Below are 17,883 nucleotides of genomic sequence, written 5' to 3' on the forward strand. Positions count from 1 at the left end.
GCCCGGATGGAGCAACCACAACGCTGGATAGGAGAAAGGACATGAAGAAAACTTGGGTAGTGGCGGCGGAAAGCAGCCGCGCGCGTGTTTTCCTGGCCGAAAGCCGTGTCAAGCCGATGCGGGAATGGGAAGGCATGGCCAATCCGAAGGCCCGTTCCCGGGTGTTGGATATCAACGCCGATAACGCCGGGCATGTCCATGATCGGATGGGGCAGGCGCGTCATTTGATGGAAAGCGAGGTCGATCCTAAAAAGCACGAGGCGGAAGTATTCGCCAAGGAAATCGCCGAGTATCTGGAGAAGATGCGCGCCACCGGCCGGTTCGAGGAATTGGTGCTGGTGGCCGCCCCCGAGTTTTTGGGAATGCTGCGCAAGCACATGACGCCGGCGAGCCTGAAGTTGGTGGCCCGCGCGGTGAGCAAGAATCTGGTCCGCGACGACGAGGCGGCCATTCGCAAGGCGGCATTGGAGTTGGAATGATGCGAATCGGGGTGCCGAAAGAGACCAAGACCGAAGAATACCGGGTGGCCTTGACGCCGGAGGGCGCCCAAGTGCTGGTGGAAGCGGGACATCCGGTGACGGTCGAGCGGGGCGCCGGCGAGGGTTCCGGCTTTTCCGACGAAGTCTACCGCTCCGCCGGCGCCCGTTTGGGGAGTGCCGCCGAGGCGTGGGACGGTCAATTGGTGCTCAAGGTCAAGGAGCCCCAGCCCGCCGAATACGGTTTTCTGCGGGGGCAGATAGTTTTCACCTATTTCCACCTGGCCGCCACGCCACGGGCGCTTTTGCACACCCTCCTGGAGACTCGAACCACGGCGGTGGCTTACGAGACCTTGGGAGATAAGGTGGGAGGCTTGCCGCTTTTGGCGCCCATGAGCGGCGTGGCGGGCAATATGGCGACCCTGATGGGGGCGTATTACCTGGCGTGCTTCAATGGCGGTCGGGGCACGCTTTTGGCCAATGTGCTCGATATCGGCTACGGCAAGGTGGTCATCATCGGCGACGGCGTGGTGGGCCAGCACGCCGCCCAGCGGGCGTGCGCCATGAAGACTGAAGTGGCGATGGCCGGTCTGAGCCGGGAGCGCGGCGAGCAGCTCAAGGAAAAATTCGGTCCCACTTTTCGCTATTTTCTCTCCACCCCGGAAGCGATCGCGGCGGAGATCGCCGATGCGGATCTGGTGGTGGGCGCGGTGCTGGTGCCCGGTGCCCGGGCCCCTTACGTGGTGAGCGAGGCGATGGTGCAGACCATGCCGCAAGGCTCGGTGATCGTGGATGTAAGCATCGATCAGGGCGGCTGCGTGGAGACGTCCCACCCCACCACCCACGGCGATCCGGTATTTGTCCGTCACGATGTAATTCACTACTGCGTCGCCAACATGCCCGGCGCCTATCCCCGCGCCGCCACCTTGGCCCTGACGCGCGAGACCTTGCCCTCCATCCGGAAATTGGCCGCCGAGGGATTGGCATCCTTCGTTGTCGATCCCGGGGCGGCGCGCGCGGTGAACACATATCAGGGATGGATCACTTATCCCGCCGTGGCCGAGGCTTGGGAGATGAAAGAACGTTATCGAGATCTGAAGGAGTTGCTGTCATGACGGGGACGGTCGATCCGCGCAAGTGGTGCGAAGGGCGGGTAATCGAGTTGTATACCTGGGCCGACCGGCTTTACTCGTTGCGGGTGGAGGCGGAGATTGAACCTTTCGAGGCGGGCCAGTTCGGGCGGCTGGGGCTGGTGATCGATGGGGAATTCGTCGGCCGGCCCTATTCCTTCGTCAACGCGCCGGACGAGAAGCCTTTGGATTTCTATTTCATCGAGATTCCCGAGGGGCGCTTGACCCCCCGCCTGGCGGATCTGGCGCCGGGCGACAAGGTTTGGGTGGCGCGCAAGGGCGCGGGGCTTTTCACCCTCAGTCAGGTGCCGGAGGGACGCGATTTATGGCTTTTGGCGACCGGCACGGCGCTGGGGCCATTTATTTCCATGCTCAAAACGTCTATGCCATGGGAGCGGTTCGAGCGGATCGTCCTGGTCCACGGGGTCCGGACCCGGGTGGAACTGGCCTACCGGGAGACCCTTCAGACCTTCCGGCGCCAATATCCCGACCGTTTCGTTTCCCTGGCCTGTGTCACTCGGGAGGCGTCGCCGGGCACCCTTCGCGCCCGGATCACCAGTGCCATCGAGAACGGGACGCTGGAATCGGAAGCCGGTCTTTCCCTGTGTCCCGAAGACAGCCAAGTGATGATCTGCGGCAATCCGTCCATGGTCAAGGAAACCGTCGAGCTGCTGACCTCCCGGGGGTTCGAGGAAAATCGGCGCAAACAACCGGGGCAGATTACCATCGAGCGTTATTGGTGAGGAAGGCCCACCTGCCAATGGGTGGGGGATTGCTGTTCCAGAGAGAATTTCCAGGGTAGAAAAGCTTCGATCACTCGGATCGTAGTGGTGGTATGACGGGTCGGGGGTAGGGTGATGAATCGGCCGCCGCCCGCCAGCGCCAGGGGAACCAATAGCTGATCGGCGAGATGGGGGCCGACCGGGACTTGTGCGTCCAGGTAGTTTCGCACCTCGCCGGCCAAGGCCCCGGCGATTTTCTCCGCCCGCACGCCGCGCTCGCCGAAACCGCAAAACAGTTCGGTGACATGGCGGCAACGCACGGTCGCGGTGACGATATTGCCGATCCCGCATTCACTGAGTTCCACGATTTCCGATCGGGCCGGCGGCGGATCGAGGCGTTCGGCCAGGACTTTCAACTCTCTCTCCGCGATATGACGCGGCAGGCCGGCGACCACGGCTTGGGCCGCGATTTCTTGGATTTCTCCCCGTTCGGTCAGTTCCAGGGGATGGAGCCGGGAGACCGGTTCGATTTCCGCCGCCAAAATCCCCCCTCCCCGGGGATAAAAACCGGGACGCTGCAGGTGCAGCCGCACTCGGGCCCCCATCCGCTGAAGCTGGGGCAAAAGCACTTGGCCGAGGAAATCGAAGGGCGGGGCCTGGGGATTGTGGGTGCCGCCATGCAGGGTCAAATGGCTGGGGCCGGAGGCCAAAAGCAAGGGCGGCAGGATTGCCTGGAGCAGAAGGGTGGTGCTGCCGGCGGTGCCGATATCGAAGGTATAGCGCCCGGGGCGCAATGGGCCGGGGGTGAAGTGGATTTCCTGAGAGCCGATTTGGGCCCCCTCGAGGGTTGCCCCGCTCAGCTCCGCTGCCGCCAGAAGGCAAGTGAGGTGCTGACGGCGCAGGCCGGGAGGACGGCGCTGGGCGCGGATGTTGATCAGATGAATCGGACGCTGCAGATGAAGGGACAAGGCCAGGGCGGAACGAAGGATTTGCCCGCCGCCTTCCCCCATCGAACCGTCGATCCGAAGCGGCGGTTTCACATCCTTTCTTCCATTGCCAGCGAGACCTCCTCAATCCTGCTGTCAACGAGACGGAAACCGCGCATTTCCAGCACCCCTTTGGTGTTGAGGGAGATGATCAGATAAAGGGCTTCCGGATAGGCGGCCCATTCCAAATCCTCGTCGGAGGGAAAGGCATCGGCGTGGGGATGGGAATGATAGATGGCGAACAGGGTTTCGCTTCGTTCGCGCAGGGATTTCATGGCCTCGATCTGACCTTGGGGGTCCATTCGGAAATGCCGCCGGGGGTCGGTGGCGGCATTGGTCACCGGATACACATGGGTCGGATGACCCTCGTGCGCGCCGACCAGGCCGCAAACCTCGAAATCGGGGCGGCTTTGGGCTTGGTGAAGCAGTTGGTTGACCAGGGACCGTGGAAGAAGAACGGGTTGGGGGGACATTCAAGGGCTCCATAGGGCTTGGGTGACGCGGGGATGACCTTGCAGGTCGCGATGACAGCGAATCCGGGAGAAACCGGCATCGGCCAACAAATCGGCCACCTCGCGAGATTGATCGTAGCCGTGTTCCAACAGGATGAAACCGCCGGCCCTGAGGCGGCGGCGAGCTTGGGAAATGAGCCGGCGGTAGGCGTCCAGGCCGTCGTTGCCGCCGATCAAGGCGGCGGCGGGCTCGAAGCGGATATCCTGCTGCAGGTGAGGGTCGTCGGCGGGAATGTAGGGCGGATTGCTGACGATGCCGTCCAAGCTGTCCGGCGCCAGACCGGTCAACCAATCGGTTTGCAGGAAGGTCACATTGCATGCGCCGAGGCGGCGGGCGTTGATCCGGGCCAAGGCCAGGGCAGCAGGTGAGGTGTCGGTGGCGATCAGCTGGACCTGCGGTCGTTCCAGGGCCAGGGATAGGGCGATCGCCCCCGAACCGGTACCGAGATCGGCCACGGTGGCGGATTGGCCCATCGGCAGCAGGAGGAGCGCCTGTTCTAGCAAGAGTTCGGTATCCGGGCGGGGAACCAGTGTACCCGGCCCGACCAAGAATTCATGCGACCAAAACTCCCGCCGTCCCAGAATATAAGCCACCGGCTCGCCGTTTCGGCGGCGCTCCAGCAACTGACGAAAATAGGTTTGCTGCTCAGGATCGGGCGTTTTTTCCGGCCACGCCCGCAGGTGCGCGCGCGCGCTTCCCGTGGCGTGAGCCAGAAGCAGTTCCGCGTCCAGTTGGGGGGATGCGGAAGTCGCGCCTAAATGATCGCTGCCTTGGCGGAGTAGTTCGGAGATGGTGGTCATGGTCGGTCGGACGCTTCAAGCGTTGGTCATTTCCGTCAGCAGGTCGGTTTGATGCTGTTGGACGAGCGGGGTGACCAGTTCCTCCAGGTTACCCGCGAGAATTTCATCCAGTTTGTACAAGGTAAGATTGATGCGGTGATCGGTCACCCGGCCCTGGGGAAAGTTGTAGGTGCGAATGCGTTCGGAGCGATCGCCGGACCCCACCTGAAGCCGCCTGGAGGATGCCTGTTCGGCTTGGCGCTTGTTTTGTTCGGCGGCCAGGAGGCGGGCTCTGAGGAGGGTCATGGCGCGGGCTTTGTTTTTGTGCTGGGAACGTTCGTCCTGACATTCCACCACGATCCCGGTGGGCAAGTGGGTGATGCGCACCGCCGAGTCGGTGGTGTTGACGTGCTGACCGCCCGCGCCCGAGGAGCGATAGGTGTCGATCCGAAGTTCCGAGGGATTGATCTCCACCGCGTCCACCTCTTCGGCTTCGGGCAGTATCGCCACGGTGCAGGCGGAGGTATGGATGCGCCCCTGGGATTCGGTTTCCGGTACCCGCTGGACGCGGTGGGTGCCGGCCTCGAATTTGAGGCGCGCGTAGACGTCGGGCCCGGCGATTTTGGCGATCACTTCCTTGTAGCCGCCGTATTCCGCCGGGCTTTCGGCCAAGGTTTCCACCCGCCAGCCGCATTTTTCCGCGAAACGGGTGTACATCCGGAGGAGATCGCCGGCGAACAATGCGGCTTCCGCACCGCCGGTGCCGGCGCGGATTTCCAGGAAGATATTGCGGTTGTCGTGAGGGTCTTTGGGCAGCAAAAGAATTTGGATAGTTTGCTCCAGTTCGTCCAGGTGGCTCTGGTTTCGGCCCACTTCTTCCTGGGCCAAGGCTCTGAGCTCGGGGTCTTTTTCCTCCAGCAAAGCCTCCGCTTCCTCCAGTTCGGCGGCGGTTTTGCGATAATCGTGATGGGCCGCCACGATCGGCTCCAATTGGGCGTATTCTTGACTTAGCGCGCGGAATCGATCGGCGTCCGATTGGGTTTCCGGCAAGCTGAGCAGGGCGGTAATTTCTTCGAAGCGGTCGCTGAGTTTGTCCAGTTTGATGCGGATGGAATTTTGCACGGCGGTCAATTGAGTTTGAAGAGTTCCCGGGCGGCGGCGACCAAATCATGGCGCTCGTGGATGCCGGCTTGTCTGAGTTGGGCGCAGGAATTGTGGAGCAGCTTATTGGTCAAGGTGTGGGCGAGAAGCGCCAGGGCTTCTTCCGGAGAAGCGCCTTGGCGCAGGGCGCGTCTTGCCCTGGCCAGGGCTTCTTCGCGCAGCTGGTCGGCTTGGGACCGTAGGCTGCGAATGGTATCGGTCGCCCCTTGGGAGCGCAGCCAGGCGAGGAAGTGCTCCACTTCCATGGCGATGATTTCCTCGGCTTGCAAGGCCGCTTCGCGCCGGGCGCGGCGATTTTCCTCGACAATCCCCTTGAGATCGTCCACGGTAAACAGATAGACGTCTTCCAGGCGGTCGAGTTCCGGTTCGATATCGCGCGGCACCGCCAGGTCCACCATGAACATGGGTTTGTGGCGGCGCTGTTTGATCGCCCGCTCGACCGCGCCTTTGCCCAGAATCGGCAGTTGGCTGGCGGTGGACGAGACCACGATGTCGGCCTCGTGCAGATGAGCGGAAAGCTCCCGCAAGGCGATGGCGTAGCCGCCGAATTGGGAAGCCAGGGTGTGGGCCTTGTCGAATGTCCGGTTGGCGACGATGATGCGCCCGATGCCCTGCTGGTGCAAGTGTTGCGCGGTCAATTCGACGGTTTCGCCGGCGCCGATCAGAAGGGCGGTTTGTTCGCCCAGATCGTCGAAGATTTGTTGGGCCAGGCGCACGGCGGCGAAAGCGACCGAAATGGGGCTGGTGCCGATGGCGGTGTCGGTGCGAACCTTCTTGGCGGCGCTGAAAGTGTGCTGAAACAGGCGGTTTAAGGTCTTGCCCAAGGTGCCGGCTTGGTGGGCGGTGCGATAAGCGGTTTTCATCTGGCCCAGGATTTGGGGTTCGCCCAGAACCATGGAATCCAGGCCGCACGCGACCCGAAACAGATGGCGGATGAATTCCGCGTCCGTGTGAACGTAGAGATACGGTTCGAATACGTCGGAGGTCAGGTTTTGGGTCTGCGCCAGCCAGTTGACCAACAGATGGCGGTCGGCCTGTTCGGTGGCGCAATACAGCTCGGTCCGGTTGCAGGTGGAGAGGATGGCCGCTTCCCGGACGCCGGGCAAGGTCCGCAGCCCGTGCAGCCATTCGCCCAAACGGTCGGCGGGAAAAGCGAGCTGTTCGCGTATGGCGATGGGGGCGGTGGTGTGGTTAAGTCCAAGAGCGAGTAAAATCATGCGGCATGCAAATCCTGTATCCGATTATTCTTAATTTTAAAAACAAAATATAATTAAACCAATATGCATGTTTAGCCGAAACGCCGGTCACCTGAAATAAGGAGTGAAATTGTCTGTCCTTAGATTGTTGTTACGGAATTTTGTTGTGTTGGGGTTTTTGGGAGTAACCGTGGCCGGCTGTGCCCGATTCCACCAGGCCCGCGACGTTCCTCTTGGGCCTTCGGGAGCGCAGCAATTGCGCCAATTACCCGGGAACGGCCTCACCGACAAAGCCGAAGTTCTCTATTTGCTGATGACCGCCGAGATTGCCGGCCAGCAGCAGAATTATGCCTTGGCGCTCGAGAATTATATGAAAGCGGCGGAAAAAATTCCCGATCCTTGGGTGGCGGAAAGGGCCGCCCGAATCGCTTTCTATCTTAAGGATGCCGAAAGCGCCGACAAAGCGGTAACCTTATGGCTGGATCGCGCGCCGCACTCCTTGGACGCCCGCAAGGCGGCATTGATGTTGGCTTTGCAGGAAGGAAAAAAAGCATCGGCCATCGAGCATTTTTCCCAATTGCTCGAATCGGCCGGGGACGATCGGCCCGAGGTGTTGCTGGAAATACTACGCTTCGTGGATCAGAGTATTCCTAAGGAGCTGGCGCTGGATGTGGTGGCGGCGGTCAGCGAACGTTACCCTCAGTCGCCCGAAATCCTTTACGCCTATGCCATGCTGGCCCTCCGCCAGGGCCAGATCGAACTGGCTTTGGAACAAGTCTCGAAAGCCGCCGAGCTGCGACCCGATTGGCCCAAATTGCGCTTGATGCAGAGTCAGCTTTTGGTCCATTTGGGCGAGGAAAGCAAAGCTCAGCAAATTTTGAAAGATTTGGTGGAAAAGCATCCCCAAGACGTTCAGCTCCGTTTATTGTACGCGCGACTGTTGTTGAAGCAGCGTGCGTTCGATGAGGCCTTGGAAGCGCTCGATCGAATTCTACGCCAGGAACCGGATAACCCCGATGCCCTGTACGCCCACGCCTTGGTCAATCTTCAACAAGGTCGTGACCAAATGGCCGAACGTTCCTTGAAGCGTTTGACCCAACAGCCCAAATGGCGCGACGAGGCCTATTTTTATTTGGGGCGGATCGCGCTCCGCCGAGGCCGTTATGAAGAGGCGCTTTCCCGGTTCGACCGAATCGAGGAAGGAGAGTTGGTTTTCGATGCGCGAGTCAATGCGGTGGCTTTGCTGACCCAGTTGGGCCGGCCGGAAGAAGCGTTGCAGCAACTGGACGGGCTGCGCGATCGCTTTCCCGAGCGCAAGCTGCAATTGTATTTGTTGGAAGCGGAGATTCAGGCCAATCAAGCCAATTATCAAGCCGCGTTCACGACTTTGACCCACGGTTTGGGAGATTTCCCCGGTCATCCGGACCTGCTTTATGCCCGGGCGCTGCTAGCCGAGCGGATGGGGCAGGCGGATTCGGCGATCGCCGACCTTCGTGCGGCCATCGCCAAGCGTCCCGACGATCCCAATTTGCTCAATGCCTTGGGTTATACCTTGCTGGAATACACCGGCCAAATCCAGCAGGCGCGGGCGTATTTGGAGCAGGCGATTCAGTTGGCGCCGGACAATCCTGCGATTCTGGATAGTTACGGCTGGCTTTGGTACAAACTTGAAGATTATTCCAAAGCAGTGGAATATCTGAAGCGCGCCTACGAGGAACATCCCGATCCGGAGATCGCCGCTCATCTGGGGGAAGCCTATTGGGCGCTGGGGCAAAAGGCGGAGGCGCGCCGTCTGTGGCGTGCAATCATCCGCCAGGCGCCCGAGGAGGACGAGCGAATTCAGTCCCTGATCGATCGTTTTCGGGACCGCCTGGAGCCGTGAGCTTTCGGGCAAGACTGGGCTTGTCGCTTCTGATCGGCTTGGCGGGCTGCTCGGCCTGGCAGCAGCCTCCTTTGCCGGTGGCGGATCAGGTCGAACTGGCATGGTTGCGCAGTCTCGATCATTGGCGTCTCCATGGTCGCATCGGTGTGCGTGGGGAGGAGGATAGCTGGCACGGGGGGGTGCGCTGGGATTATCGAAAAGGCCACGATCGCTTGGTGGTCTCCGGGCCCTTCGGTCAGGGCGGAGCGGTGATCGAAGTATGGCCCAACTGGATTCGGATTGAAGGAGCGGATGGTCGAATTCAGGTATCCAGTCGGCCGGAGCAGCTCCTGGAACAGGTGTTGGGGGTGGCGGTGCCGCTGCCGCTTTTGCACTGTTGGGTGCGCGGCTTGCCCGCTTCCGGGGCGGCTAAAGTTGAGTATGATGCCGGCGGCCGTCTGCGGCGTTTGAGGCAGAAAGGCTGGGAGATCGAATACCTCGAGTATCGTGCGGTCGGTGATGGGGTGCTGCCGGTCAAGTTGGTGTTGAGCGGCCCCTTGGATGTGCGTTTGAAATTAATTGTGGATCGTTGGGAGATCGAGGTTGACTCGGGACACGCTTAAGGATTGGCCGGCGCCGGCCAAATTGAATTTGATGCTGCGCATTATCGGCCGTCGGGAGGACGGTTACCATTTGCTGCAGACGGTATTTCAATTCATCGATTTGTGCGATTGGATTTCCTTTGAATGGCTGCCGGGTTCCGAGGTGATCTTGGTCAATCCTCTGCCAGGCGTGCCGCAGGAGAGCGATTTAACCGTGCGCGCGGCTCGCCTGCTTCAAGAGACGTGCGGTGTCCGGAGGGGGGTTCGGATTTCGGTGGATAAGCGCCTGCCCATGGGGGGTGGCCTGGGGGGAGGCAGTTCCGATGCGGCGACGGTTTTGGTGGCGCTGAATGTCTTGTGGGATCTGGGGCTGACGGAGCAGGAATTGATCGAGCTGGGGGTGGGTTTGGGCGCCGACGTGCCGGTGTTTATCAAGGGGATGGCGGCATGGGCCGAAGGCGTGGGGGAACAGTTGACCCCGGTGGAGTTGCCCCGTCCCTGGTATGTGATCGTCTTGCCGGCGTGTCAGGTGGCGACCGGAAAGATTTTTGCCGCACCTGATTTGACAAGAAATAATTCTTCTGTAACAATAACCGACTTTATTGCGGGAGAGCGGGCGAACGATTGCTTGCCGGTGGTGGCAAGGCTATATCCCGAGGTTGCCGCTGCGCTGCAGTATCTTTCCAGATACGCTGAGGCGCGCTTGACGGGTACCGGGGCATGTGTGTTTGCAGCGTTTTCCGGCCAAAAGGAGGCTCAAGCGGCACTGCAATCCTTGCAGTCTCGTTGGCAGGTGTATCTTGCGCGCGGATTGAATAGGTCGCCGTTGCTGGACAAGTTGAGCCAAGCGGCAGAATCGATTAAGTGAAGGTTTAAATGGGGCGTCGCCAAGTGGTAAGGCACGGGGTTTTGATCCCCGCATACCCAGGTTCGAATCCTGGCGCCCCAGCCATTTCCGATTCCGAGTTTCATTTCTCTCCTGATCGACAGACCAAGGGTGACCGCGTGAACGATGCGGGTTTCATGATCTTCGCGGGCAATTCCAATTTGCCTCTGGCCCGGGATGTTGCGGAGAACCTCAATATGCGATTGGGGTTGGCTTCGGTCGATCGCTTTAGCGACGGCGAGATTGCGGTTGAGATCGAGGAGCATGTGAGGGGAAGGGAGATTTTCGTGCTCCAGTCCACTCAGATGCCCCACGAAAATCTCATGGAATTGCTGGTGATCATAGACGCGCTGAAGCGCTCGTCGGCCGGTACCGTGACGGCGGTCATTCCGTATTTCGGCTATGCCCGCCAGGATCGTCGCCCCCGTTCCGCCCGGGTGCCGATTACCGCCAAATTGGTGGCGAAGATGATTACTTCCGCGGGTGCCGATCGAGTGTTGACCGTGGATCTGCATGCCGATCAGGTGCAAGGTTTTTTCGATATTCCGGTGGATAACGTCTATGCATCGCCCCTGCTGTTGGGGGATATATGGCGCCGGAAGTACCCCGATCAGATCGTTGTCTCCCCCGACGTGGGCGGGGTGGTGCGGGCGCGAGCTCTCGCCAAGCGTCTCGGCGATGCGGATTTGGCGATCATCGATAAGCGCCGTCCGCGCGCCAATGAGACGCAGGTGATGAATCTGATTGGGGATGTGGCCGGGCGGACGTGTATTTTGGTCGACGATTTGGTGGATACGGCGGGTACCTTGTGTCAAGCGGCGAACGCGCTCAAGGATCACGGCGCGGTTCGGGTCGTTTCCTATTGCACCCATCCAGTTTTGTCGGGTCCGGCGGTGGAAAATATTTCCCGGTCGGCATTGGATGAGTTGGTGGTGACGAACACCATTCCTTTGCAGCCGAAGGCGTTGGCCTGCGGCAAGATCCGTCAGTTGAGCATCGCTGAAATGATGGCCGAAACCATCCGCCGCATCGCGGTCGGGGAATCGGTCAGTTCCCTGTATGTGGATTGATTTGTTGGAGTCGTTGAGATGGAAGCAAGTTTCGAATTTGAAGCCGAGATAAGACCCAAAGCAGGCACGGGTGCCGCTCGGCGGCTACGGCGGGAGAAGAGAATCCCGGCGGTTTTGTATGGCGCGGGAGAAACGCCCGTCATGCTGTCGTTGGCTCAAAGCCAAGTGGATAGGAACCTCAAGCAAGAGGCGGTGTTTTCCCATATTCTCACCCTCAATCTCCCCGGTAGCGGCGGAGTGCAGGCGGTACTCAAGGAAGTTCATCGTCATCCCAGCAAGGAATTGGTGATTCATATGGACTTTCAGCGGATCAAGGCCGACGAGGAAGTGCGAGTTCACGTGCCCCTCCATTTCTTGGGAGAACAGACTTCCGTGGGGGTCAAGAAGGGCGGTGTCGTATTGCATAACCTGACCGAAGTGGAAGTGACCTGTCTTCCTCATCTGTTGCCTGAATATATCGAAGCCGATTTGACCAATTTGGATCTCGGCGAAACCCTGCATCTGGGGGATTTGGTGGTTGCCAAAGGGGTTCATATCGTGGAATTGGCCCATGAAGGAGGGGCCGCGGTTCCGGTGGTGACCATCCAACCTCCGACGACGGCGGCGCCCGAGGCCGCGGAAGCTGGAGAAGAGGGCGAAGAGGAAGACTGATTGTTCGTGCCGGGGCAATGAGTCGTTTGTCGTTGCTGGCGGGGCTGGGCAATCCCGGTTCTCGCTATCTCCAAACCCGGCACAATGCCGGGTTTTGGTTGCTGGACGAGGTGGCTCGCCGTTGCGAGGTTAGTTTTGTTTGGCAGCCCCGCTTCGGGGGGTGGGCGGCCAAACTCCATTGTCGGGGCGAGGTGGTGCACCTGCTCAAGCCGGGGCAATACATGAACCGAAGTGGCGGTCCGGTGGCGGCCTATTGCCGGTATTATCAAATTTCGCCGGAGCGGCTTTTGGTCGCCCACGACGAATTGGATTTCGCGCCTGGAAAAGTGCGATTGAAATGGGGGGGCGGTCACGGTGGCCATAATGGTCTGCGGGATATCGTCGAGCACCTGAAATCGAAACAGTTTTACCGATTGCGGATCGGCATCGGGAGACCTACGCACGGATCGGTGGTCGATTATGTGCTGGGGCGCCCTGGGGAAGATGATGGCGCCGAAATACGAGCGGGGTTGGCGCGCGCGGCCGATTGCTTGCCCAGATTCATGGAGGAAGGGCCGGAGAAGGCCATGAACCTTCTTCACAGCGTTGAGGAAGAGTGATTCAGGTGGCGAAATATGGGGTGGGTGGTTGACACGAGCGATTAAATAGTCAACAATTACCAACTCTTTGCATAGGAGGGGTTCCCGAGTGGTCAAAGGGACCAGACTGTAAATCTGGCGGCTCAGCCTTCGGAGGTTCGAATCCTCCCCCCTCCACCAAATTAAGTGAAGTTTCCGCGGGTGTAGTTCAATGGTAGAACCTCAGCCTTCCAAGCTGATGACGTGGGTTCGATTCCCATCACCCGCTCCAGTTGGGGGTTAGGTGAGAAACGCGGTTTTATAGCCCATATAGCTCAGTCGGTAGAGCACTTCCTTGGTAAGGAAGAGGTCACCGGTTCAAGTCCGGTTATGGGCTCCATTTTTCCAATAATATTACGGCAGAGCGAAGGGGATTTGTTCTTATGGCCAAGCAGAAGTTTGAGCGGACGAAGCCGCATGTGAATGTGGGGACGATTGGTCATGTGGACCATGGTAAGACGACGTTGACGGCGGCGTTGACGAAGATGTCGGCGGAGACCTATCAGGGGGCGGAGTTTCGGGCATACGACCAGATTGACAATGCGCCGGAAGAGCGGGAGCGAGGGATCACGATTGCCACGGCGCACGTGGAGTACGAGACCTCGAATCGCCACTACGCGCACGTGGACTGCCCGGGTCACGCGGACTACGTCAAGAACATGATCACCGGGGCGGCGCAGATGGACGGCGCGATTCTGGTGGTATCGGCGGCGGACGGACCGATGCCGCAGACGCGGGAACACATTCTCCTGGCGCGTCAGGTGGGCGTGCCGTGCATCGTGGTCTACCTGAACAAGGCGGACATGGTGGACGACGAAGAACTGTTGGAGCTGGTGGAAATGGAAGTTCGGGAGCTTTTAAGCCAATACGAATTTCCCGGCGACGACGTGCCGGTGACCATCGGCAGCGCCTTGAAAGCCCTGGAAGGGGATCAAAGCGACATCGGCGTGCCGTCGATCATCAAGCTGATGGAATCGATGGACGAATACATTCCCGAGCCCGAGCGGCCGGTGGACCAGCCCTTCCTGATGCCGATCGAAGACGTGTTTTCCATCTCCGGCCGTGGCACCGTGGTGACCGGTCGTGTGGAACGCGGCAAAGTCCGAGTGGGCGACGAAATTGAAATCGTGGGGATCAAGGACACCACCAAGACCACCGTGACCGGCGTGGAAATGTTCCGCAAGCTGCTGGACGAAGGGGTGGCCGGGGACAACGTGGGGGTGCTGCTCCGGGGCACCAAGCGTGACGAAGTGGAGCGCGGCCAAGTGCTGGCCAAGCCCGCCAGCATCACCCCGCACACCCATTTTGAAGCGGAAGTCTACGTGTTGTCGAAGGAAGAAGGCGGACGCCACACCCCGTTTTTCAACGGCTATCGGCCGCAATTCTACTTCCGGACCACGGACGTGACCGGCTCGGTGGATTTGCCGGAAGGGGTTGAAATGGTGATGCCCGGAGACAATGTGAAGATCACGGTGAGACTGATTGCCCCGATTGCGATGGAGGACGGGTTGCGGTTTGCGATCCGGGAAGGCGGTCGGACCGTCGGTGCCGGCGTCGTCTCCAAAATCATCGAGTAACCATTGATAAAGTACCAAGTAAGGCGCCGTTGCGATCGGCGGCGGCCGTACACGTTAAAGTTGAAGTAGTCACAGGTCAGTAGCTCAATTGGTAGAGCAGCGGTCTCCAAAACCGCAGGTTGGGGGTTCGAGTCCCTCCTGGCCTGCCATTTTTCGTTTATAGCCCTCCTACCTGAACAGGTAAGCACTTCATGACAGCACAGGCGCATTCTCCCCAGTCGTCACTTTCCGCATTCGATTGGATCAAGGTGATCTTGACGGTTGCTTTACTGGTAACCGGTATTGCGGGATTTTATTACTACATCGAGTATTCCCTGTTGTATCGGACGCTGGCGATGGTTGGCGTGGCTTTGGTGTCCGCGGGCTTGTTTTTTACGACGGCGCCCGGCCAGGGTTTTCTGTCTTTTTTTCAGTCTTCCCGGGCGGAAGTTCACAAGGTGGTCTGGCCTCTGCGTCAAGAAACCATCCACACCACCATAATGGTGGCGGTCATGGTGCTTGTGGTGGGGTTGATCCTGTGGCTCTTGGATTCCCTGTTCTTGTGGTTGGTGCGCTTACTCACTGGCCAAGGAGGTTGGTAATAGATGGCCATGCGTTGGTATGTGGTTCATGCCTATTCCAATTTTGAAAATCAGGTAAAGCGCTCCCTGGAGGAGCGTGTCAAACAGGCCGGGCTGGAACAGGATTTCGGCAAGATCCTGGTGCCTACCGAAGAAGTAATCGAAATTCGGATGGGGCAGCGGCGTAAGACCGACCGCAAATTCTTTCCCGGCTATGTGCTGGTGCAGATGGAAATGAACGATGAAACCTGGCATTTGGTGCGCAGTGTGCCAAACGTGTTGGGATTCATCGGCGGAACGGCGGAGAAGCCGGCGCCGATTTCCGATAAGGAGGCGGAAGCCATTCTCGTGCGGGTTGAGGAGGGGCTGAGCAAGCCCAAGCCGAAGGTGCTGTTCGAAGTGGGCGAAGTGGTGCGAATCATCGAAGGTCCCTTCAAGGACTTCAACGGCGTGGTCGAGGAAGTGGATTACGAGAAGAACAAGCTGCGGGTGTCGGTTCTGATTTTCGGGCGTTCGACGCCGGTAGAATTCGATTTTAGTCAGGTGGAAAAAGTCTGACTGAATATATCGGGGAGCTGCGAAGCGTTTGTACCCAACAGGAGAGTGAAACATGGCAAAGAAAGTTCAGGCTTATATCAAATTGCAGGTAAAAGCGGGAGAAGCCAACCCCAGTCCTCCGGTGGGCCCGGCCTTGGGTCAGCACGGGGTGAATATTATGGAGTTCTGTAAGGCGTTTAACGCTCAGACCCAAAGCATGGAAAAAGGCCTCCCCCTGCCGGTTATTATCACCGTCTATAGTGACCGGAGCTTCACGTTCATCATTAAAACCCCGCCGGCATCCTATTTGTTGAAGAAGGCGATCAACGCGGGCAAGGGCAGTTCCACGCCGAATACGGACAAAATCGGCAAGGTGACCCGGCAACAATTGGAAGAGATCGTCGAGATCAAACAACCCGATTTGACTGCGGCCGATATGGACGCGGCGGTGCGGACCATTGCGGGCACGGCGCGCAGCATGGGAATCGATGTGGAGGGGGCATAATGGCGAAGTTATCCAAGCGGATGAAAATGATCCGCGAAAAAGTGGATCCCACCCAGGCCTACAGCGTCGAAGAGGCGCTGAAGTTGCTCAAAGAACTTTCTACGGTGAAGTTTGCCGAATCGGTGGATGTGAGCGTCAATTTGGGCGTGGACCCGCGTAAATCCGATCAAGTGGTCCGAGGTGCGACGGTGTTGCCTCACGGGACGGGTAAGACGGTCCGGGTGGCCGTTTTCGCTCAAGGCGCCAACGCCGATGCGGCCAAGGAGGCGGGCGCCGATATCGTGGGCCTGGAGGACTTGGCCGATTCGGTCAAACAGGGCAATATGGATTTCGACGTGGTGATCGCCACGCCCGATGCCATGCGTGTCGTCGGTCAGTTGGGGCCGGTATTGGGGCCGCGGGGATTGATGCCCAACCCCAAGGTGGGAACCGTGACTCCCGATGTGGCCTCTGCGGTCGAAAACGCCAAGGCGGGGCAGGTGCGCTATCGTACCGATAAAGCCGGGATTATTCACTGCACCCTGGGCAAAGTGAATTTCGACGACAATGCCTTGCGTGAAAATTTGGAAGCCTTGTTGGCGGATCTGAAGAAAGCTAAACCGGGTTCCAGCAAAGGGGTGTATATGCAGAAAATCGCCCTGTCCACGACGATGGGCCCTGGTGTTCCGGTAGATCTATCCAGCTTGAAGATTTGAACCGTTTAAACCAATTATAACCAGCTTTGGATTGCCGGTAAGGTCCGGTAATCGTCAAAGACCGCAGGTGTGCTTCGGCGCTTAATGGCCTGCGCAGACGGTGAACCGGAATACAAAGTACGGGGAGCCGTTAACGGGGCATCCGATTTTGTCGGATGCGAACATCGATCCCCTGGCGAATGTCGGGGGTGGAACGTCGGAGGTAATACGTGGCACTGAGACTGGAAGAGAAAAAAGCCGTCGTGGCCGAGGTCTCGGAAGTCGCCGCTCAAGCCCATTCTGCCATTGCATCGGAATATTGTGGTCTGACGGTGGCGGATATGACCGAGCTGCGTAAAAGAGCCCGGGACTCTCAAGTGTACCTTCGCGTGGTGAAAAATACGCTGGCGCGTCGAGCGCTGGAAGGGACGGATTACGCCTGTATGAGCGAAGGCTTGGTCGGTCCCTTGCTGCTGGCGTTTTCACTGGAAGAGCCGGGTTCGGCTGCCCGTGTGATCAGGGATTTTTCCAAAGAGCACGAACAGTTGAAACCCAAGCTGGTCGCCGTGGAAGGCAATCTGTATGGTTCGGAGGAATTGGAACGTCTGGCCAGCCTGCCTACCAAGGAACAAGCGATCAGCATGCTGATGTCGGTGATGAAGGCGCCGGTGGAAAAATTGGCCAGGACTCTGGCAGAACCCCACGCGAAATTGGTACGGACATTCGCCGCGGTGCGCGATCAAAAGCAACAAGCGGCGTGAGAACCCAACGGCTGAATGCGTCGGGCGAATGTTGCCTGGCGTTGGGTTGAATCCTAGCAACTGTTGAATTGTTTTTGGAGAGAATAATGGCTTTGTCTACAGAAGAAATCTTGGATGCGGTTTCCAACATGACCGTCATGGAAGTGGTGGATCTGATTTCCGCCATGGAAGAGAAATTCGGCGTGTCCGCTGCCGCTGCGGTGGCTGCGATGCCGATGGCCGGAGCCGCCGAAGCGGGCGCTGAGGTCGAAGAGCAAACCGAATTCGACGTCATTTTGGCCGGTGCCGGCTCCAATAAGGTCAGCGCAATTAAAGCGGTGCGCGCGATCACCTCCTTGGGTCTCAAGGAAGCCAAGGCCTTGGTGGAAAGCGCTCCGGCCGCGGTTAAGGAAGCCGTGAGCAAGGAAGAAGCTGAAGAGATTAAAAAGCAATTGGAAGAGGCAGGCGCTTCTGTCGAAATCAAATAATCGCCGATCCGCACTGCTTTTTCTAGAAATGGCTGGCAGTTACGGCTGCCGGCCTTTTCCCGCTTGAATACCCGTAAACATTACCGATTCTGTAGATTATATGAGGCAGCTTATATGAAGCAAGCGTCTTGAATAATTTAAGCAGGGCTATT

Annotated in this window: 21 protein-coding genes and 5 tRNA genes; 21 read left to right on the forward strand and 5 right to left on the reverse strand. The window is 59.0% G+C overall.

Annotated features, from left to right (window positions below):
* The first annotated feature begins 41 nt into the window (after window positions 1-41).
* The 3 genes from H035_RS0103245 to H035_RS0103255 are packed head-to-tail and all read left to right on the forward strand — an operon-like array spanning window position 42 to window position 2,349.
* A complete protein-coding gene (locus H035_RS0103245; protein WP_022947570.1) occupies window positions 42-479 on the forward strand; it encodes a host attachment protein in 438 nt (145 codons plus the stop codon).
* Complete coding sequence (ald, locus tag H035_RS0103250) at window positions 476-1,591, forward strand: alanine dehydrogenase (RefSeq protein WP_235044533.1); 1,116 nt, start codon at window positions 476-478, stop codon at window positions 1,589-1,591. Before H035_RS0103245 ends, ald begins: the two co-directional genes overlap by 4 nt.
* Window positions 1,588-2,349, forward strand: a complete 762-nt coding sequence (locus H035_RS0103255) for a ferredoxin--NADP reductase (RefSeq protein ID WP_022947572.1) — start codon at window positions 1,588-1,590, stop codon at window positions 2,347-2,349. Before ald ends, H035_RS0103255 begins: the two co-directional genes overlap by 4 nt.
* Here the strand turns inward: H035_RS0103255 and rtcA are convergent.
* From rtcA to hemA, 5 genes are read right to left on the reverse strand one after another with little or no spacing between them, the layout of a single operon-like run.
* Complete coding sequence (gene rtcA / locus H035_RS0103260; RefSeq protein ID WP_022947573.1) at window positions 2,340-3,368, reverse strand: RNA 3'-terminal phosphate cyclase; 1,029 nt, start codon at window positions 3,366-3,368, stop codon at window positions 2,340-2,342. The two genes, H035_RS0103255 and rtcA, sit on opposite strands and share 10 nt — an antisense overlap.
* Window positions 3,365-3,787: a Mov34/MPN/PAD-1 family protein gene (locus tag H035_RS0103265; protein ID WP_022947574.1), complete on the reverse strand. Its 423-nt coding sequence runs from the start codon at window positions 3,785-3,787 to the stop codon at window positions 3,365-3,367. The genes rtcA and H035_RS0103265 overlap by 4 nt, the downstream gene beginning before the upstream one ends.
* Window positions 3,788-4,627, reverse strand: a complete 840-nt coding sequence (gene prmC, locus H035_RS0103270) for a peptide chain release factor N(5)-glutamine methyltransferase (protein WP_022947575.1) — start codon at window positions 4,625-4,627, stop codon at window positions 3,788-3,790.
* A 15-nt stretch (window positions 4,628-4,642) separates the two neighbouring features.
* Window positions 4,643-5,728 carry a peptide chain release factor 1 gene (gene prfA / locus H035_RS0103275; protein ID WP_026596219.1) on the reverse strand — a complete coding sequence of 362 codons (1,086 nt, stop codon included), beginning with the start codon at window positions 5,726-5,728 and terminating at the stop codon, window positions 4,643-4,645.
* Window positions 5,729-5,733: 5 nt separating this feature from the next.
* The gene (gene hemA, locus H035_RS0103280) at window positions 5,734-6,984 is read right to left on the reverse strand and encodes a glutamyl-tRNA reductase (RefSeq protein ID WP_022947577.1); all 1,251 of its coding nucleotides are present in this window, start codon (window positions 6,982-6,984) and stop codon (window positions 5,734-5,736) included.
* Between the two features lie 109 nt (window positions 6,985-7,093).
* Here hemA and H035_RS0103285 point away from each other — a divergent pair, with 109 nt between their 5' ends.
* The 18 genes from H035_RS0103285 to rplL all read left to right on the forward strand — a co-directional run bounded on the left by H035_RS0103285 (window position 7,094) and on the right by rplL (window position 17,731).
* Window positions 7,094-8,845, forward strand: a complete 1,752-nt coding sequence (locus H035_RS0103285) for a tetratricopeptide repeat protein (protein WP_152485957.1) — start codon at window positions 7,094-7,096, stop codon at window positions 8,843-8,845.
* A complete protein-coding gene (gene lolB / locus H035_RS0103290; protein ID WP_022947579.1) occupies window positions 8,842-9,447 on the forward strand; it encodes a lipoprotein insertase outer membrane protein LolB in 606 nt (201 codons plus the stop codon). Before H035_RS0103285 ends, lolB begins: the two co-directional genes overlap by 4 nt.
* The gene (gene ispE / locus H035_RS0103295) at window positions 9,428-10,294 is read left to right on the forward strand and encodes a 4-(cytidine 5'-diphospho)-2-C-methyl-D-erythritol kinase (protein ID WP_022947580.1); all 867 of its coding nucleotides are present in this window, start codon (window positions 9,428-9,430) and stop codon (window positions 10,292-10,294) included. The genes lolB and ispE overlap by 20 nt, the downstream gene beginning before the upstream one ends.
* Window positions 10,295-10,303: 9 nt before the next feature.
* Window positions 10,304-10,378: transfer RNA gene (locus H035_RS0103300), tRNA-Gln, on the forward strand.
* A 71-nt stretch (window positions 10,379-10,449) separates the two neighbouring features.
* Complete coding sequence (locus tag H035_RS0103305; protein WP_200861559.1) at window positions 10,450-11,382, forward strand: ribose-phosphate diphosphokinase; 933 nt, start codon at window positions 10,450-10,452, stop codon at window positions 11,380-11,382.
* Between the two features lie 18 nt (window positions 11,383-11,400).
* Window positions 11,401-12,033, forward strand: a complete 633-nt coding sequence (locus tag H035_RS0103310) for a 50S ribosomal protein L25/general stress protein Ctc (protein ID WP_022947581.1) — start codon at window positions 11,401-11,403, stop codon at window positions 12,031-12,033.
* A 17-nt stretch (window positions 12,034-12,050) separates the two neighbouring features.
* Window positions 12,051-12,632 (forward strand): aminoacyl-tRNA hydrolase, encoded by a 582-nt coding sequence (pth, locus tag H035_RS0103315; RefSeq protein ID WP_022947582.1) that lies wholly within the window; start codon window positions 12,051-12,053, stop codon window positions 12,630-12,632.
* A 74-nt stretch (window positions 12,633-12,706) separates the two neighbouring features.
* A tRNA-Tyr gene (locus tag H035_RS0103320) sits at window positions 12,707-12,791 on the forward strand.
* 17 nt (window positions 12,792-12,808) lie between these two features.
* Window positions 12,809-12,882, forward strand: a tRNA-Gly gene (locus H035_RS0103325).
* A gap of 32 nt (window positions 12,883-12,914) precedes the next feature.
* Window positions 12,915-12,990, forward strand: a tRNA-Thr gene (locus H035_RS0103330).
* A gap of 43 nt (window positions 12,991-13,033) precedes the next feature.
* The gene (tuf, locus tag H035_RS0103335; RefSeq protein WP_022947583.1) at window positions 13,034-14,227 is read left to right on the forward strand and encodes an elongation factor Tu; all 1,194 of its coding nucleotides are present in this window, start codon (window positions 13,034-13,036) and stop codon (window positions 14,225-14,227) included.
* Window positions 14,228-14,300: 73 nt separating this feature from the next.
* Window positions 14,301-14,376 (forward strand) — tRNA-Trp (locus H035_RS0103340).
* 42 nt (window positions 14,377-14,418) lie between these two features.
* Complete coding sequence (gene secE, locus H035_RS0103345; RefSeq protein WP_022947584.1) at window positions 14,419-14,808, forward strand: preprotein translocase subunit SecE; 390 nt, start codon at window positions 14,419-14,421, stop codon at window positions 14,806-14,808.
* Window positions 14,809-14,811: 3 nt separating this feature from the next.
* Window positions 14,812-15,345, forward strand: a complete 534-nt coding sequence (nusG, locus tag H035_RS0103350) for a transcription termination/antitermination protein NusG (RefSeq protein ID WP_022947585.1) — start codon at window positions 14,812-14,814, stop codon at window positions 15,343-15,345.
* Window positions 15,346-15,397: 52 nt separating this feature from the next.
* A complete protein-coding gene (gene rplK, locus H035_RS0103355) occupies window positions 15,398-15,829 on the forward strand; it encodes a 50S ribosomal protein L11 (RefSeq protein WP_022947586.1) in 432 nt (143 codons plus the stop codon).
* On the forward strand, window positions 15,829-16,524 hold the full coding sequence (gene rplA, locus H035_RS0103360; RefSeq protein ID WP_022947587.1) for a 50S ribosomal protein L1: 696 nt from the start codon (window positions 15,829-15,831) through the stop codon (window positions 16,522-16,524). Before rplK ends, rplA begins: the two co-directional genes overlap by 1 nt.
* Before the next feature lie 209 nt (window positions 16,525-16,733).
* On the forward strand, window positions 16,734-17,264 hold the full coding sequence (rplJ, locus tag H035_RS0103365; protein ID WP_022947588.1) for a 50S ribosomal protein L10: 531 nt from the start codon (window positions 16,734-16,736) through the stop codon (window positions 17,262-17,264).
* A gap of 86 nt (window positions 17,265-17,350) precedes the next feature.
* Complete coding sequence (rplL, locus tag H035_RS0103370) at window positions 17,351-17,731, forward strand: 50S ribosomal protein L7/L12 (RefSeq protein ID WP_022947589.1); 381 nt, start codon at window positions 17,351-17,353, stop codon at window positions 17,729-17,731.
* Window positions 17,732-17,883: the final 152 nt, after the last annotated feature.

Origin of the sequence: Methylohalobius crimeensis 10Ki (assembly GCF_000421465.1) — a bacterium.
GTDB classification, from domain to species: domain Bacteria; phylum Pseudomonadota; class Gammaproteobacteria; order Methylococcales; family Methylothermaceae; genus Methylohalobius; species Methylohalobius crimeensis.

Excerpts from the sequence above, each read along its gene's own strand:
- pth (WP_022947582.1), top strand. The coding sequence starts at position 12,051 with ATGAGTCGTTTGTCGTTGCTGGCGGGGCTGGGCAATCCCGGTTCTCGC.
- hemA (WP_022947577.1), bottom strand. The coding sequence starts at position 6,984 with ATGATTTTACTCGCTCTTGGACTTAACCACACCACCGCCCCCATCGCC.
- rplA (WP_022947587.1), top strand. The coding sequence starts at position 15,829 with ATGGCGAAGTTATCCAAGCGGATGAAAATGATCCGCGAAAAAGTGGAT.
- H035_RS0103265 (WP_022947574.1), bottom strand. The coding sequence starts at position 3,787 with ATGTCCCCCCAACCCGTTCTTCTTCCACGGTCCCTGGTCAACCAACTG.
- H035_RS0103245 (WP_022947570.1), top strand. The coding sequence starts at position 42 with ATGAAGAAAACTTGGGTAGTGGCGGCGGAAAGCAGCCGCGCGCGTGTT.
- H035_RS0103255 (WP_022947572.1), top strand. The coding sequence starts at position 1,588 with ATGACGGGGACGGTCGATCCGCGCAAGTGGTGCGAAGGGCGGGTAATC.
- ald (WP_235044533.1), top strand. The coding sequence starts at position 476 with ATGATGCGAATCGGGGTGCCGAAAGAGACCAAGACCGAAGAATACCGG.
- H035_RS0103310 (WP_022947581.1), top strand. The coding sequence starts at position 11,401 with ATGGAAGCAAGTTTCGAATTTGAAGCCGAGATAAGACCCAAAGCAGGC.
- H035_RS0103305 (WP_200861559.1), top strand. The coding sequence starts at position 10,450 with ATGATCTTCGCGGGCAATTCCAATTTGCCTCTGGCCCGGGATGTTGCG.
- rplL (WP_022947589.1), top strand. The coding sequence starts at position 17,351 with ATGGCTTTGTCTACAGAAGAAATCTTGGATGCGGTTTCCAACATGACC.
- rplK (WP_022947586.1), top strand. The coding sequence starts at position 15,398 with ATGGCAAAGAAAGTTCAGGCTTATATCAAATTGCAGGTAAAAGCGGGA.
- secE (WP_022947584.1), top strand. The coding sequence starts at position 14,419 with ATGACAGCACAGGCGCATTCTCCCCAGTCGTCACTTTCCGCATTCGAT.
- nusG (WP_022947585.1), top strand. The coding sequence starts at position 14,812 with ATGGCCATGCGTTGGTATGTGGTTCATGCCTATTCCAATTTTGAAAAT.
- prmC (WP_022947575.1), bottom strand. The coding sequence starts at position 4,627 with ATGACCACCATCTCCGAACTACTCCGCCAAGGCAGCGATCATTTAGGC.
- tuf (WP_022947583.1), top strand. The coding sequence starts at position 13,034 with ATGGCCAAGCAGAAGTTTGAGCGGACGAAGCCGCATGTGAATGTGGGG.